Below are 13,756 nucleotides of genomic sequence, written 5' to 3'. Positions count from 1 at the left end.
TTCCGAAGACTCCATATCCATCCGATATGGAGTCCTTAGTATGAGCCAGTCCTTCCGTTGTCATACTATTCTTTTTCAACTGCTTCAGCCTTCATGAGGTTATAGCCGATCTTTGCTTTTATGACCGTTCCTTTCAATGTTATTTCATGATCTTCTGAGATATTTGAGTATACATTGACCAAGTCACAAATACATCGGGAGAATAATTCTGACAGCTGCTTTAGTTCTTGAACGCTATGCTTCCTGTCTTCTTTCATTAATTCTTCCATCACATCGATGGCAAGGCTTTTCACCCGCAGTGCCTGCTCTATTTCGTATTTCAAATGGAACCCTCCCCTTTCTATCATTCTTTCTCTAGCATATGCCGTGGAAACTAGATTAGAACGGGAGAGCTATCAAATATTCAATTGGGCATCCTTTGTAAATAGTCGCTTATACGCCATTATAATAAATAGGACGACAGTCAATGCAACGCTTCCGACAATTCCTAACAGAATGGCAATCTGATATTCAATGGCCACCAGGGGGCTTACTCCTGAAAGGATTTGACCTGTCATCATCCCAGGAAGAAAAATGATGCCCATCCCAAGCATATTATTCAGAGTGGGGAGAATGGCAGAATCAAATGCACTATCCAAATAAGTCTTAGAGGCTGCTTTAGGGGTTGCCCCGAGCATCAAAGCTCCTTCTACTTTTTCTCTCTGATCTATCAATCCTCCGAGGAGGGTATTGATTCCAAGTGTTATGCCCGTCATCGCGTTCCCCACTATCATCCCTGCAATCGGAATGAAATATCTTGGTTCATACCATGGGGAGAAATGGATGACAACCATATTGAAATAAAACAAGCTGATCAGTGTTCCTGCGCTTAATGAGATAGCTGTGATAAATTTCAGCTTTTGATCCATTTCATACTTGACCTGCTTGAATATATTCCTGATAGCAAATAATTCCATTACGACTATGATACTTAAGGTTAGCCAGGGGCTGGGATGATCAAAAATATACGTTAATATGTATCCCGCGATAATCAATTGTATGGTCATCCGGAAAGAAGCGAGTATGATTTGTTTTTCCCTTGAGATACCCCTCCATTTCACGATGAATAACAAGAGGAGGACAAAAAGATACGCTGCAATGAATCTCCATAATTCTATATCGATAATTCCTTTTTCCAATGTCGAACTCTCCTTCTGCTATTTTGAAATCCTAATGATTTCTTCGCCGTACTCGTTAGCTACATTGGTAGAATGGGTAACCATGATGATGGTCCCTCCATGCCCTTTTGCACACGTAATAAAACTCTTCATCACTTCAATCTCTGTTTCTTCGTCAAGAGCCGACGTAGGTTCATCCAATAAATAGACAGCAGGTTTCATTGCTAACACCCTGCCAAGGGATAATCGCTGGCGCTCACCGCCAGACAGCTGTTCTGCAGGAGTCTCCAATGGTTTATCCAGCTTGACAATGGTCAATATCTTCAATAGTTCCTCCCGGTTTGCCAGGGTCTTTTCTGAAAAGACCAGCCCTTTCTGAAGATTTTCTTCCACTGTTTCTCCAAACAGAAGAGGTGTTTGAGAAATCATGACAGCTTCTCTCCTATGCTTCACCGGATCCACCTTTTCCAAGGAATTCCCTTTATAACGGATATGTCCCCTATCTGGTATATTCATTTTATTCAACAATTTCAACAGAGTAGATTTCCCGGCACCACTTTCCCCTACAAGGCAGGTCGTCTGGTGCTCGGAAATGTCCATCCCCTTAATATGTAAAATATCTTTATAATGCACATCTCTTAATTCATACAACATATAACGATTCCTCCTCTTATTTATCATACCCTACCGAACAAAATATAAAGAAGCTAATGCTTACAATGAACGATGCATGTAAGCACTAGCTTCTTCTATTGATCTTTCCGTTCTTTCAATTCACCAATATGATGTTCAATTTGATTTGTGAAGTAATCGACTTCTTGCTGATTTGGAACGGATTGACCGTATCTAACGCGTTCATAAAGAGAGAAAAAACGTTCAGATTCACTGAGGCCGATTCGGTTGAACCATAATTGAACGTTCTCATTCTGGTTTCTTCCTGCCTCCCTCCTGTGAGCTTCCCCCTCGAACTTCTCCATCGATAGCCGGATTACGTCTCTTGCTTTTGAATAAGAAATTCGTCCTATATCAGCATCCTCGTCAGGGGTTACAATTTTTTGAGTCATCATGGTTGGAGAGTTTTGTTCTTCCTTCGACATGTCAAAGGAGGATTTTCGTTTCTTCACCAAATAGATGATGACTGCAATGACCAACAACCCCAGTAGAACCTCATTCACCCAGGAAAATGATAATCCCTGGCTAAGTTCATAATCCGGAGTCTCACCGAAATCCTGTTTTTGAACATCGTTTTCAGTTCCCTTTTCGGCACCATTCGAGCCCGTGAGCATGTTTTGTATATTTATTATCAGATTATAAATTGGATCCACCAAGAAAGAAAATACCCAAAACACCTTTTCTGCTCCCCAATAGATCCCTTTACTAGCCAGCGAGCTGAATACCGCCAGTAGACCGCCTGCCACTGTTACTAAGAACCAAAGTCCCATTGGTTTCAATAGCACTTTTTTATGTCCGTTTTTCACATCGCCAAGCATCCTTTGAATTGGCGTGAGCGTGATGATGATTGAAAGCAAAATAAATAACAGACTGTAGATGATATTCGTATTTTCCAGGTCTCTTATGGAACCTGTCAATAATGAACCCGACGCGATAAATAAAAATATCAGGACCGACCCGCTGCTCACTTCTATGGATGCATCTTTACTTTTAGTATACGACGTGATCCTCCAATGTAAAAAAACCAATACAGCCAATATCACCCACCATGCGGCAGAGAAGAAGTAGATACTTAATACCAGAGAAATAGCAAGTGCCGCTAAAAATAGTTTAAATATCCATGGTCTCAACGTACTTACTATGAGAAATGTCATGACTATGATAAATACGATACAAAGGGACGGGACGTAGCTGCTAAATAGAACTTCTTTGGAAAAAAGGAATGTGATCATCAATAGGGCGAACAAAATATCGATGCCGACATAGAGCCCCATTTTCACCATGAGCATTTGTTTATGTTTGGTCAAGAAGGAACTTTCAGCGTACGATTCCATAATGTGACGACTCCTTGTTCTTGATCTGATTTCAACTTGTAAACTTGGATTTTCTGTTTCTCTATCTTTGTCAGTAAAGCTTCTTCACGAGCCCCCAGTGCCCCTGCAGCAATAAATACAGAAGGAACCAATTGCCTCAGGTGTAAATGCTTCAGAACAATATGGAATGGAATCGTAAACTCATCTGTCGATAGAGTTGAAAGCATTTCCATTCCTCTCTGCCTGTGAACCCTACCTATTCCAGGTGGAAGATAATAGTAAGGAGTTCTCCCCTGGGATCTCACGTTTAAGACAAGGGAGAAAGTGATGTTCTGTTCTACCGCAAGCTTCATCATAAAGGAAGCATACCGGATGATTTCTTCGAGCTGGTTGGTGATGGCATAGCGATCAGATATATTGATGGCTATCATCCACTCTTTTTGAGTAGAAGGCGCATAGATCTTCGTTTGAAGGCTGCCGGTTCTGGCAGTTGCCTTCCAATGAACATCCTGGAAGCGGTCTCCTTGAATGTAATCCCTTGTCCCTACCTGGTGAAAGACATCATGAAATAATGAATGTTGGATGGGGACGTCCCCCTGTTTCCATGTAAGCTGTTGCTCGGCCATCTTCACGGGAGAATCTGCTGGGAATACGATAATGGTGGACGGGACATTATCGAGTAAATCCAACAGCACTTTCCCACTTCCGAATAAATGGGGGATTTCTAACTGCATACTAGTTATCTTGCATAATCCCCTCCTTTTTCCTTTAACGGGAATAGAGATGCTTCCTTCATCGTTTTTACGGATGGAGAAAGGAATGGACACTTCAATCTTGTCCTCCACGCCTGACGAGTAGGGATGCACAGTGGGGATGACGATATCTTTAAATGAGATTTTCAAAGTCGCACCCCAAATAGACATGCCTTTGTTCTGGATTTGAAATTCCCACTTTTGCTCCTCATCGCAATGCAGCCTCAATCTCTTCGTGGTCCTTCCAATGCTGATGCCTTCACCAACTTTCGATAAATACCATTGATGGACTCTGAAATAGAGGATCATCAATAGAAAAATACCTAGTCCTACATAGGAATGTACATAAAAACTTGCTGCCCCGATAATGACAAGCAGGACTAGAGTCAAGGATATATAGGGATCTTCGACAATGTCACGTTTCCACTTCACTAAGCTTGCCTCGCTTCAACAGGAGTAACGGCCATTTCTACAATTTCCTCGATCACTTCTTCGGCTGTTCTGGTTAAGGAAGACTCTATCGTTAATTGGATCCTGTGTTGCAGAACATACGGGGCAACGGCTACGATATCCTGAGGTCTCACAAAATCCCTGCCTTCGAGGAAGGCTTGTGCCTGGGAAGCTTTAAGAAGTGCGAGGCTGGCTCGGGGGCTTGCACCTACCTCTACCCATTCGTGTTCCCTTGTTCCCCTCGTGATTTGAAGAATATACGTTTCAATATCCTCGGATATATGTACTTCTTTAACGAGACGTGTCAATGATTGTAACTCATCCAATCCTAATACTTTGTTGACTGTATTTAATGGTTCAGCTGATTTAAATCGGTTTAATATTCCTCTCTCTTCTTCAAAATCAGGATACGTAAACGGAATCTTCAATAAAAACCGGTCCAGCTGAGCAGCAGGCAGTGGGAATGTTCCCTGTTGGGATTCAATCGGATTCTGAGTGGCGACCACGATAAACGGTGGCTCTAATGGGACGGTTTCCCCGTCTATGGTGATTTGTTTTTCTTCCATTACTTCGAGTAAACTCGCCTGGGTTCTCGGAGTGGCCCTGTTGATCTCATCTGCGAGGAGGACGTTCGTGACTACGGGTCCTGTCCTTAATTCGAATTCCTGTGTTTTCGGATTAAAAAACTGTATACCTGTCACATCACTCGGTAACACATCCGGTGTGAATTGGATCCTTTTAAATGCACCATCGATACAGTGACTGAATGTTTTGGCGAGCAAAGTCTTTCCTGTACCCGGGACACTTTCCAATAGAACATGTCCTTCTTGAAGTAATGCAATTAGCAACAGGTCGATTTCTTTGTCCTTGCCCACTAGCACTTTATTCATCTCTCTCTTGATTGAATCCAATCGATTCATTCTTTTTCCCCCTCATTCACTATATTGATTAAATTTTCTAAATATATATCATTCTATCATAATTCATTGTTAAATTATCCCTTTTTCAAAAAAACTAACCACTTCGCCTGGATGGTTGAGTGGTTGGTTTTTTATTTCCATTAATGTTCATACATCATCTTCCTTGTCATCCCCCCGTCTATCACGATGTTTTCACCTGTAATGAAATCATTATCGGGGTGGGCAAGGAATAAGCATGCCCTCGCAATATCTTCAGGCTCCCCTACCCTGCCGGAAGGGTGCTGACTGTGATCGATGTCCCTCAAGGAATCATAGTCTTCCGTTTGAATCCATCCTGGACTGATGGAATTGACGCGGATCCCCATATCGCTCAAGGTAATGGCCAGTGAATGAGTGAGGCTTACAATGCCTCCCTTTGTCGCTGAATAGGCTTCAGTATCCGGTTCGGACATAGAAGCCCTTGTGGATGCCATATTTATGATGCATCCTCCGCGACCCTTCATTAATGGGGCCGCTTCCCGGCTGCAATAAAATACGCTGCTTAAGTTTGATGATAGAATGCTGTTCCAGTCGTCAGGTTCCATCTCCCAGAAGGATATGAATCTGGAGACACCTGCATTATTTATCAAAACGTCCAGCACCCCATGATCTTCTTTTATTTTATCGAATACGACCTTCACTTCCTCGGGGACACCCACATCTGCTTCATGGAATCGTGTGGTATATCCTTCTGCATTAAGCCTATTGGAATGTTTTCTTCCCTTTTCCACATCCTTATCCATGAATTCAACCATGGCTCCCTCTCTGGCAAATTCTTCAACCAGGGTCCTCCCTATACCGCTGGCTCCTCCTGTGATACATACAATTTTGCTCTTCATTCTCTTCATCTCCCATGAAATGTTTATATAGAAGGATACCCTTAGCCCTGAAGATTCAATCTACTTTAATAGAAAAGGGTTAACCCGGTTGGAATTCTCTTTATAAAATAAGAGGGAGTTCCAAGGGTTAACCCTTTACTAATTATTGAATCATTTCATTATGAGTTGTTTTTTTAGTATCATTTCGCAGATGAATATTGATCAAGGTATCCAGCTCTTTACTCAGTTGAATGGTAGTGGGACTGTCCAACCCTAAACGAAGGCCTGACTCTATCATTTTCCACCTTACCAACTCAATTCGAGCAACAATTGTTCCATTCATCAACATCACCTCTTTTTCTTTTCTCTATTTTACTATTAATCCCACATAGAGGAAAGAAAAAAGATATCCGAACACTCATATATTGTGCACGATCATTCTTATTTTGCGAAACGGTGTTTTCCGATTGTCAGCAAGGTGTCCCTGCTTGTGATCCAGTCACTTGTAGATGTCACTGGATTATAGAAAAAGAGTGAGCCCTTCCCCTGACCTCTGAACGCCAAGGCTTCCTGGACAGCGTCCCTCGCTTCCTGTGAAGGCTCCTGGTTAATTTGTCCATTTTGTACTGGTGAAAAAGCATAGTGTCCATTTGAAACCTGATAGATTACATTTTTGATAGTGTCAGGGAATTCAGCAGAATCCACTCTGTTTAATACGACGGTTGCAACTGCGACTTTACCTGCATATGGCTCACCTTTCGCTTCTGCATATACAAGCTTAGCAAGCAGCTCCCGATCTTCGGCTGTTACATTATTGTCCGGGATTTCGATTGTTTGACCCGGTTGGATTTCATTGGATTTCAAATTATTTGCTTCTTTTAATTGAATGACGGATACGGATTTCTCTTTACCGATATCCCAAAGGGACTCACCCTTTTCTACAGTGTGTTCTCCCCCTGCAGCAAATGTTTGAGTAGAGAATGTAACAAAAGAAAGTGCTGCAATTCCTAAAATAAAGCTCTTCTTAATCATATTTCTACCTCCTAAATAGCGTTCCCCCATAAGATAACAATGAATGGGGAGAATTTCAGCAGGTAATGGTTACCACCAATCGTTCATGCTTCAATACTACATGAAGAAACCCGTTCATATAATGTTTATACACAGCAAGAACCTGATGCCCTCATGCAAACAAAGAAAGCAGAGGATGACCTCCTTCACTTCGTTTAACTTCTCGGTGTATCAAGATATTGAAAAAGGATATTTCCACCTTGTTTAGCTATCCCACGGAACTGTTTAAAATCATCCTGCTTCACCAGCACAGATCGGAAAGCAAGAAAATCTTCCTTCAATACCATTATTTCTTCTACTTCTCTTGTACGCAATGATTGCAACTGTTCAAGAATTTCTGATTCACTCATATCCAAACCTCCATCTTCACTGTTTCTATTGTAGTTTCAAATGGCTAATGAGCTCAAGTCATAAATTTTATATGGAATTTTTAGAAAACTCTTTACCTTTTCGTGACTTTGCGTCAAAATATTAGTAATTGTTTGTAGAAATTTGCCAAAAAGGAGCTGCTTTTGATGAAAAAAGCGGAAATTGGGAATGTAATTGAATTTAGAGAAGGATTAAAAGGAATCGTGGAGAAAGTGAATGAAAATTCAGTAATCGTCGACTTAACTTATATGAAGAATTACCGCGAACTTGAATTAGAAGAAAAGACGGTGGTGAATCATAAAAATTATAAGATTGTAGAGACATAATACTAAAAATATTTTTTCTTATAAGGTGGAGGACTTCCTCCTCCTTTTTTGATGTAGCACCAACATAGAAAGGTTTACGGTGACGGCTTTGAGGTTATTCTGATAGCATACTGTCTCGTAAGGTGGAACCCTGTTATGAACCTGAATATACATATATTGAATAAAGCGCAAAAAAGCTTTTGGTTTGTGCCATTTTTGTTTTCGCTGATTTCTTTACTTCTTTCTCTTGTCACCTTTTATTTTGATTGGTGGTTAAGTCAGCATAACTATCCCATATTTCCAAAGGTTTTGTTCTCTAATTTCAACTTATCCATGACCATCATCAGTACGATTGCATCATCCATCATGACGATGACGACCATTATCTTTTCAACCATCATGGTTGTTCTCACCACATTCCTATCTCAGTATTCACCGAGGACCTTACAGAATTTCATTAATGATCGCCCGACTCAACGGGTGCTTGCCATCTTTGTGTCTGGTGTGGTCTATTGCATAACCCTTCTGGTCCTCCTACAGGATGAATCAGGTCAAGAATTATATATTTCCTCGGCTTTTGCAGGAGTAGTGGCAGTTATTTGTTTATTTGTTTTCGTTTATTTCGTACATCACGTTTCCAATTGGGTGAAGGTGAGTAATTTAATCCATAACATCACCATTAAAACGAATAATAAAATTGATAATAGCTACCTATATAGAAGAAATGCCCTTCAAGAGGAACCATCCACATTCAATGAGTCCTTTTTTAAGGAAACCGAGCCCATAAATGTGTTCAGTGAATCATCCGGATATCTGCAACAGATTGATATTGAGGGGATGATCAAGAAATCCGGGAAGGATAAGAGCATTATACGGATGGTGAAGACACCTGGCGAATACTTACTTGAGGGAACCCCTGTGATGACGGTTTGGACTGAGAAGGAAGAGATTGACGCCGAAGATTACCTCGGCTACCTTGTGCTGGGTCCTGATAAAGAACCTATGGAAGACATTGAACTCGGGATCCGGAAGCTTGTGGAAATAGCCTTAAGGGCCATTTCCCCCGCCATCAACGACCCTAATACAGCCAAGAACTGCATTGAAGAAATCGGGATCATCCTTTCAAAGCTCGCAAAACATAAGATTCCAAGCTCTTATTTGACAGATGACGAGAATCAGTTGCGTATCATTCTGGAGCAGCCGACCTTTGTCGATTATTTATACAAAAGCTTTTATCAATTAAGGCATTACGGTAAAAAAGATGTATCCATCATTGCAGAAATCCTGCGTTCCCTGAGAATGATTGGTGAAAATAACAGCAGTGAAACGAAGCGGCTGGTCTGGACATTCAAGAATTATATACTTGAAGGCATCGACTATGACAGCCTGCAGGACCTTGATATGCAGTACATCATGAGACATTTGGACGAACTCGCAACAGCTTGCGGTAAAGACGATTGGGACAAGGATGAAGTACGAAATAAATACTTCCCCGAGCAATACAAAACCGATGACTCTTATCATCATAATAAAGATTTATAACCAAATTAAAAACGGATGCCCTGTAGCATCCGTTTTCCTTTTATTGCTTTTCTTTCTTTCCTTCTGAGAGCTCCTTGAATGAAGAAACTTTACCGTGAGGATGCTGCTCCTCTTTCCTTACATTCCACTGTCTTTCTTTTTCATGTTTGGACTGTGTCATGTTTGTCACTCCTTTTGATTTACTCTCTATTAACATGAGCAGCAGACACGTTTTTTACTCTTTTTGAACTTCATTTATTCGGCTTCATCCAGAGAAGGATAATGAATAACAAACTCATATAGCCAAATAGAGGGTACAAATAGGATAGGAGTTCACTGTACTCAAAGAAGCTCAAAGAATAAATCATCAGGAAGATTCCGGTAAAAGTCCATAAAGATGAACCTTTCCAATAGTTTCCCAGCTGTTTTTCGAGTCCGAATACGCCACCAATGACGGAAGTGAAAATCTCACCATAAATAATGAGGATATATATAAAGTAGAAGCCTGTTACGAATGACTTCATCACCACGGCCATGGGAATCTGATACTGGGTTACATTCGGGATCATGACCAGCGTGATATGACTGGAGATCAAAATGAGTGTAAGAAAGAAACCGCCAAGATACCCCCCATATTTAATGGTTTCCCGATCTCTCACTTCTCCTGCAACTGGAACGAGAACAGCCTGTGCCATGGCGAGATTGAATGCAACATATGAAAATGGGGCCACGACCGATTTCCAACCATCTTCCGCATGAGGGATCATGAGGAATGCATCCAAAAAATCCGCATTGCGAACGGAATACACCATCAGGAGCAGATTGAAGACAATCATAAGAGGAACGACAAACGTATTCACAGCAAATAAGCCCTTCATACCTACCATCATCGTTAAAAAACCCAATCCGATGGTCAACAAAATGCCTAACTGTTTGGATAATAGGAGCTGCTCCTGAAAAACGGCCCCTGCTCCTGAAAGCATGACGGCTGAAACTCCGATCAGCATGATCATCATGACGATATTCATGATTTTTGAAAACCATTTGCCGAATAAATATTCATTGAATTCCTCGAAGGATTTTGCTTTAATATCATGGGATTTGAGCATGATCTTGGTTCCCATCGTAATAAATAAGTATCCACTTAGTAATATGGCAATAAACCCGACAAAACCAAATCGAGTGAAAAACTCGACAATTTCTCTTCCCGTTGCAAATCCTGCTCCTATGACAGTTCCTACATATACTGCTGCAATCTGAAACGATCCAGCCATTCTTTTCATCCCATCACCTCTGACACCTTCTACTTCACCTTATGTACAAGCACGGGAAATCAGAAGCAAAAGAACAGAATTCTTTAATTAACGAAAAAAAGCAGCCGCATAAAATGCGGCTGTCCTGGTTCATTTATAGGGTTGTATCATCGATTCCATTTAACCATTGCCTGATTGGTTCGATTACTTTCTTGACGGTTCCCTCCTGGAATGGGGAGTCTAGATGGGCCGCTTCCACGAGTGCTGTGAATGAACGGCTTCCACCCAGTTTACAAAGGGAAACATAATCATCCCAAGTCCCTTCCCGATCCTCATTCATTTTCTTCCAAAATTGAAAAGCACAGATTTGAGCTAACGTATAATCAATATAGTAGAATGGTGAATTGTAAATATGGGATTGGCGCTGCCAGAACCCTCCATTTTCCAAATACGAAACTCCATCGTAGTCTTTGTGGGGCAGATACTCTTTCTCGATCTTTCTCCATGCTGCGTTCCGTTCAGAAGGTGTGGCTTCAGGGTTCTCATACACAAAATGCTGGAATTCATCAACCGCTACACCGTATGGGAGAAATTGCAGTGCCTCACTCAAATGAGAGAATTGATACTTATCCGTATCCTCCTTAAAGAAATAATTCATCCATGGCCATGTGAAGAACTCCATGCTCATGGAATGGATCTCACACGCTTCGTACGTTGGCCAAATGTATTCCGGAATATCGAAACCACGGCTTGAATATACTTGGAATGCGTGGCCTGCTTCGTGTGTCAATACATCGATATCGCCAGACGTACCATTGAAATTCGAGAAGATATAGGGTGCTTCATACCCTGCAATATATGTACAATACCCTCCTCCCGCTTTCCCCTTCTTCGCTTCTAAATCCATGAGATTGCGTTCGATCATGAAATCAAAGAATTCCTTTGTCTCAGGGGATAACTCTTCATACATTTTCTTACCATTGTCAATGATCCACTGAGGGTCTCCTTTAGGGGATGCGTTGCCGGATGTGAATTTAAATCCTTCATCATAAAATTTCATGGAGTCGATTCCTATCCGCTTCCCCTGTCTTTCTTTCAGCTCTGTTGAAAGAGGAACGATATGCTCCTTCACCTGACGACGGAAATTCTTTACCATATCAGGTGTATAATCCGTCCTCGTCATGCGATAGTACCCTAACTCAACAAAGTTCTTATATCCTAACGTAGTTGCAATCGTATGACGGACTTTGACTAACTCATCGAATAAACGATCTAATTCTTCCTGATTTTCTTCAAAGAAAGAGACTGTGGCAAAGGCTGCTTCTTTCCTTGTCCCGCGATTTACGGATTGTGTAAAGGGACCCATTTGGGCCAACGTTCTCTCTTCGCCTTCAAACGGAATTTTGGCAGAAGCCACCAGTTTCGTATATTGGGAAGAAAGCTTATTTTCTTTTTGAAGCAGAGTGATAATTTCAGGGGAAAACGTTTTGATTTCACTCTCTGCAAGAGAAAATAACTGCTTTCCCCACTTATCTTCTAATTCCTGACGATATCGGGAATTCACCAGTTCCTGGTAATATTCTGTCACCATGCCCGAAACCTCAGGCATCATATCATCGATATACTCCTGCTCTTCTTTGTAAAAAGCATCATTTGTATCAATGGAATGCCTAATATAGCAAATATTCTGCATGGTGTCGATGGTAAGTCGAATTTCATTGATTTCCTTGATCGCTTCCATCTGTTCTGAAACATTTGAAGCTGCTTTAAATTTCTGGAGCACCTTTTCGAAAGCCGGCTTAATCTCTTCCAGATTTGGTCTTTTATATGTATATTCTTCAAACTTCATACTTTGTTCCTCCTCTTAAATTCATCCCGATTATAGGTATTCGACTTCATAGCCGGAATCTCCTGTTAATATAGGGATCGATTTCATTAAAATCTCCCAAAAATAAAAGCCCCGTCTATAATAGACAGGGCAGATTGATGTGGCCTAGTAGGACAGATCTTTGATGGATAGTCCAAGCTTTTTCAGCATGTGAATGGTTTCTTCTTTTTCGTCTGGAGACAGTGCAGACATCAACTCGTGGATCCGGTTCTCATGGTTAGGGAAAATATCATCGATCAACCCTCTGCCATTTTCAGTAATTTGGGCGTATGTGACCCGACGATCCGTTGGACAGGCAACACGTTTAAGATACCCCTTTTTTTCAAGCTTATCGACTACGTAAGTGATGCTGCCTGAAGCTAACAGGATCTTCCCTCCAATTTGCTGCAGAGGCTGGTCTCCTTTATGATACAGAAGCTCCAGTACGGCAAATTCAGTCGGGTTCAATCCATTTTCTTGTATGTTCTTATTTATCTCTTCGTTTAAAGCTTTAAAAGCTCTGGATAGGACAATGAAAAGTTTCAACGATTGTTTTGTATTTTGTTTTTCGGTCATGGCATTCATTCCTTTAAAGAATATATCTCAGTTTCAAAACATTATACAAATATATCTGATCATTGTCAACTGTCAGAGTCTTTCTGCCGGAGTAAAAAGCATAGGACGGCCCGCTTTTGGCGAACCGTCCTTTACTTTTGAAATAACGACAAATTAGTTTTGTTAATAAGATGTGAATGTGGAAATGAACGGAGATTCTTTTTCATATTTGTCTGAATGATGAGGGAATTCCTGGTGAGTGGTCAAGAAGCAGTGCGTTTCAATAAACTCTTAATGTATTGTCCTAATTCACTTGATGATTCATAGAGTGGCTGGGATCCACCATTATTTATGCACTTCTCATAGTCGTTCAATAACTGATCCAATTGCTGGCTGCATTTGATTGTCTCCTCAGCACATAATCCCAAGTTCACTCCCATCGATACCATTTCCGAGCGCTTCTGGTTAATTTTCAATAATAGCCACTTCTGTTTTAATAAACGACCCATTTCTACTAAACTCCTTTTTAGCTCCTAGTCTTTTTAAAGTAAAATCATTACTTGAGCATTATCCCAATTATTATCAGAAAAGTAAATAGATTCGCAAAACAAGACAAAATAACTAGTATTATTGCTGAATTAGACATTTTTCGCCATACGTTCAAAAAAAAGAATAGACAAATGAAATGACTCTT

General features: G+C 40.9%; 17 protein-coding genes. 2 read left to right on the top strand and 15 right to left on the bottom strand.

The annotated features are described in order from the left end of the window. Positions 1 to 65: 65 nt before the first annotated feature. The 10 genes from AC0VXY_RS08250 to AC0VXY_RS08205 form a co-directional block, all read right to left on the bottom strand. A complete protein-coding gene (locus AC0VXY_RS08250) occupies positions 66 to 323 on the bottom strand; it encodes a hypothetical protein (protein ID WP_435991683.1) in 258 nt (85 codons plus the stop codon). Between the two features lie 72 nt (positions 324 to 395). Continuing rightward, complete coding sequence (locus AC0VXY_RS08245; protein WP_435991685.1) at positions 396 to 1,178, bottom strand: ABC transporter permease; 783 nt, start codon at positions 1,176 to 1,178, stop codon at positions 396 to 398. An 18-nt stretch (positions 1,179 to 1,196) separates the two neighbouring features. Further along, entirely contained in the window at positions 1,197 to 1,811 is a 615-nt protein-coding gene (locus tag AC0VXY_RS08240; protein ID WP_475527511.1) for an ABC transporter ATP-binding protein, read from the bottom strand. A gap of 95 nt (positions 1,812 to 1,906) precedes the next feature. Further along, positions 1,907 to 3,163 (bottom strand): hypothetical protein, encoded by a 1,257-nt coding sequence (locus tag AC0VXY_RS08235; protein WP_475527510.1) that lies wholly within the window; start codon positions 3,161 to 3,163, stop codon positions 1,907 to 1,909. Then, positions 3,133 to 4,326 carry a DUF58 domain-containing protein gene (locus tag AC0VXY_RS08230; protein ID WP_475527509.1) on the bottom strand — a complete coding sequence of 398 codons (1,194 nt, stop codon included), beginning with the start codon at positions 4,324 to 4,326 and terminating at the stop codon, positions 3,133 to 3,135. The genes AC0VXY_RS08235 and AC0VXY_RS08230 overlap by 31 nt, the downstream gene beginning before the upstream one ends. Beyond that, positions 4,326 to 5,264: an AAA family ATPase gene (locus AC0VXY_RS08225; RefSeq protein ID WP_475527508.1), complete on the bottom strand. Its 939-nt coding sequence runs from the start codon at positions 5,262 to 5,264 to the stop codon at positions 4,326 to 4,328. Before AC0VXY_RS08225 ends, AC0VXY_RS08230 begins: the two co-directional genes overlap by 1 nt. Positions 5,265 to 5,404: 140 nt before the next feature. Further along, complete coding sequence (locus AC0VXY_RS08220) at positions 5,405 to 6,142, bottom strand: SDR family NAD(P)-dependent oxidoreductase (protein ID WP_475527507.1); 738 nt, start codon at positions 6,140 to 6,142, stop codon at positions 5,405 to 5,407. A 142-nt stretch (positions 6,143 to 6,284) separates the two neighbouring features. Continuing rightward, positions 6,285 to 6,464, bottom strand: a complete 180-nt coding sequence (locus AC0VXY_RS08215; protein WP_475527506.1) for a Spo0E family sporulation regulatory protein-aspartic acid phosphatase — start codon at positions 6,462 to 6,464, stop codon at positions 6,285 to 6,287. Positions 6,465 to 6,562: 98 nt separating this feature from the next. Next, positions 6,563 to 7,153, bottom strand: coding sequence for a cell wall hydrolase (locus AC0VXY_RS08210; protein WP_435991699.1), 591 nt, complete (start codon positions 7,151 to 7,153; stop codon positions 6,563 to 6,565). A gap of 194 nt (positions 7,154 to 7,347) precedes the next feature. Then, entirely contained in the window at positions 7,348 to 7,542 is a 195-nt protein-coding gene (locus AC0VXY_RS08205) for a hypothetical protein (protein ID WP_435991701.1), read from the bottom strand. A 165-nt stretch (positions 7,543 to 7,707) separates the two neighbouring features. On the opposite strand from AC0VXY_RS08205, the gene AC0VXY_RS08200 reads away from it, so the two are divergent. Both AC0VXY_RS08200 and AC0VXY_RS08195 read left to right on the top strand, forming a co-directional pair. Next, complete coding sequence (locus tag AC0VXY_RS08200) at positions 7,708 to 7,887, top strand: YkvS family protein (RefSeq protein WP_475527505.1); 180 nt, start codon at positions 7,708 to 7,710, stop codon at positions 7,885 to 7,887. A gap of 135 nt (positions 7,888 to 8,022) precedes the next feature. Beyond that, entirely contained in the window at positions 8,023 to 9,408 is a 1,386-nt protein-coding gene (locus tag AC0VXY_RS08195) for a DUF2254 domain-containing protein (protein WP_475527504.1), read from the top strand. 40 nt (positions 9,409 to 9,448) lie between these two features. On the opposite strand, the gene AC0VXY_RS08190 is transcribed toward AC0VXY_RS08195, so the two are convergent. The 5 genes from AC0VXY_RS08190 to AC0VXY_RS08170 form a co-directional block, all read right to left on the bottom strand. Beyond that, positions 9,449 to 9,568 carry a DUF6254 family protein gene (locus AC0VXY_RS08190; protein ID WP_219169248.1) on the bottom strand — a complete coding sequence of 40 codons (120 nt, stop codon included), beginning with the start codon at positions 9,566 to 9,568 and terminating at the stop codon, positions 9,449 to 9,451. Positions 9,569 to 9,638: 70 nt separating this feature from the next. Next, positions 9,639 to 10,670 carry a YkvI family membrane protein gene (locus AC0VXY_RS08185; RefSeq protein WP_435991707.1) on the bottom strand — a complete coding sequence of 344 codons (1,032 nt, stop codon included), beginning with the start codon at positions 10,668 to 10,670 and terminating at the stop codon, positions 9,639 to 9,641. Positions 10,671 to 10,794: 124 nt separating this feature from the next. Then, on the bottom strand, positions 10,795 to 12,489 hold the full coding sequence (locus AC0VXY_RS08180; RefSeq protein ID WP_475527503.1) for a M3 family oligoendopeptidase: 1,695 nt from the start codon (positions 12,487 to 12,489) through the stop codon (positions 10,795 to 10,797). Between the two features lie 144 nt (positions 12,490 to 12,633). Further along, positions 12,634 to 13,092, bottom strand: a complete 459-nt coding sequence (locus AC0VXY_RS08175; protein WP_435991711.1) for a MarR family winged helix-turn-helix transcriptional regulator — start codon at positions 13,090 to 13,092, stop codon at positions 12,634 to 12,636. Between the two features lie 233 nt (positions 13,093 to 13,325). Next, the gene (locus AC0VXY_RS08170) at positions 13,326 to 13,571 is read right to left on the bottom strand and encodes an aspartyl-phosphate phosphatase Spo0E family protein (RefSeq protein ID WP_435991713.1); all 246 of its coding nucleotides are present in this window, start codon (positions 13,569 to 13,571) and stop codon (positions 13,326 to 13,328) included. Between the last annotated feature and the right edge of the window lie 185 nt (positions 13,572 to 13,756).

Source organism: Rossellomorea sp. QJM3NY_18 (assembly GCF_056173145.1).
This window is presented reverse-complemented; position numbering and strand designations above follow the sequence as displayed.

What these genes read in the sequence shown, in the direction of transcription:
- AC0VXY_RS08205 (WP_435991701.1), bottom strand. Translation starts at nt 7,542, where the DNA reads ATGAGTGAATCAGAAATTCTTGAACAGTTGCAATCATTGCGTACAAGA.
- AC0VXY_RS08215 (WP_475527506.1), bottom strand. Translation starts at nt 6,464, where the DNA reads ATGAATGGAACAATTGTTGCTCGAATTGAGTTGGTAAGGTGGAAAATG.
- AC0VXY_RS08185 (WP_435991707.1), bottom strand. Translation starts at nt 10,670, where the DNA reads ATGAAAAGAATGGCTGGATCGTTTCAGATTGCAGCAGTATATGTAGGA.
- AC0VXY_RS08190 (WP_219169248.1), bottom strand. Translation starts at nt 9,568, where the DNA reads ATGACACAGTCCAAACATGAAAAAGAAAGACAGTGGAATGTAAGGAAA.
- AC0VXY_RS08235 (WP_475527510.1), bottom strand. Translation starts at nt 3,163, where the DNA reads ATGGAATCGTACGCTGAAAGTTCCTTCTTGACCAAACATAAACAAATG.
- AC0VXY_RS08175 (WP_435991711.1), bottom strand. Translation starts at nt 13,092, where the DNA reads ATGAATGCCATGACCGAAAAACAAAATACAAAACAATCGTTGAAACTT.
- AC0VXY_RS08200 (WP_475527505.1), top strand. Translation starts at nt 7,708, where the DNA reads ATGAAAAAAGCGGAAATTGGGAATGTAATTGAATTTAGAGAAGGATTA.
- AC0VXY_RS08195 (WP_475527504.1), top strand. Translation starts at nt 8,023, where the DNA reads ATGAACCTGAATATACATATATTGAATAAAGCGCAAAAAAGCTTTTGG.
- AC0VXY_RS08180 (WP_475527503.1), bottom strand. Translation starts at nt 12,489, where the DNA reads ATGAAGTTTGAAGAATATACATATAAAAGACCAAATCTGGAAGAGATT.
- AC0VXY_RS08240 (WP_475527511.1), bottom strand. Translation starts at nt 1,811, where the DNA reads ATGTTGTATGAATTAAGAGATGTGCATTATAAAGATATTTTACATATT.
- AC0VXY_RS08210 (WP_435991699.1), bottom strand. Translation starts at nt 7,153, where the DNA reads ATGATTAAGAAGAGCTTTATTTTAGGAATTGCAGCACTTTCTTTTGTT.
- AC0VXY_RS08220 (WP_475527507.1), bottom strand. Translation starts at nt 6,142, where the DNA reads ATGAAGAGCAAAATTGTATGTATCACAGGAGGAGCCAGCGGTATAGGG.
- AC0VXY_RS08170 (WP_435991713.1), bottom strand. Translation starts at nt 13,571, where the DNA reads ATGGGTCGTTTATTAAAACAGAAGTGGCTATTATTGAAAATTAACCAG.
- AC0VXY_RS08225 (WP_475527508.1), bottom strand. Translation starts at nt 5,264, where the DNA reads ATGAATCGATTGGATTCAATCAAGAGAGAGATGAATAAAGTGCTAGTG.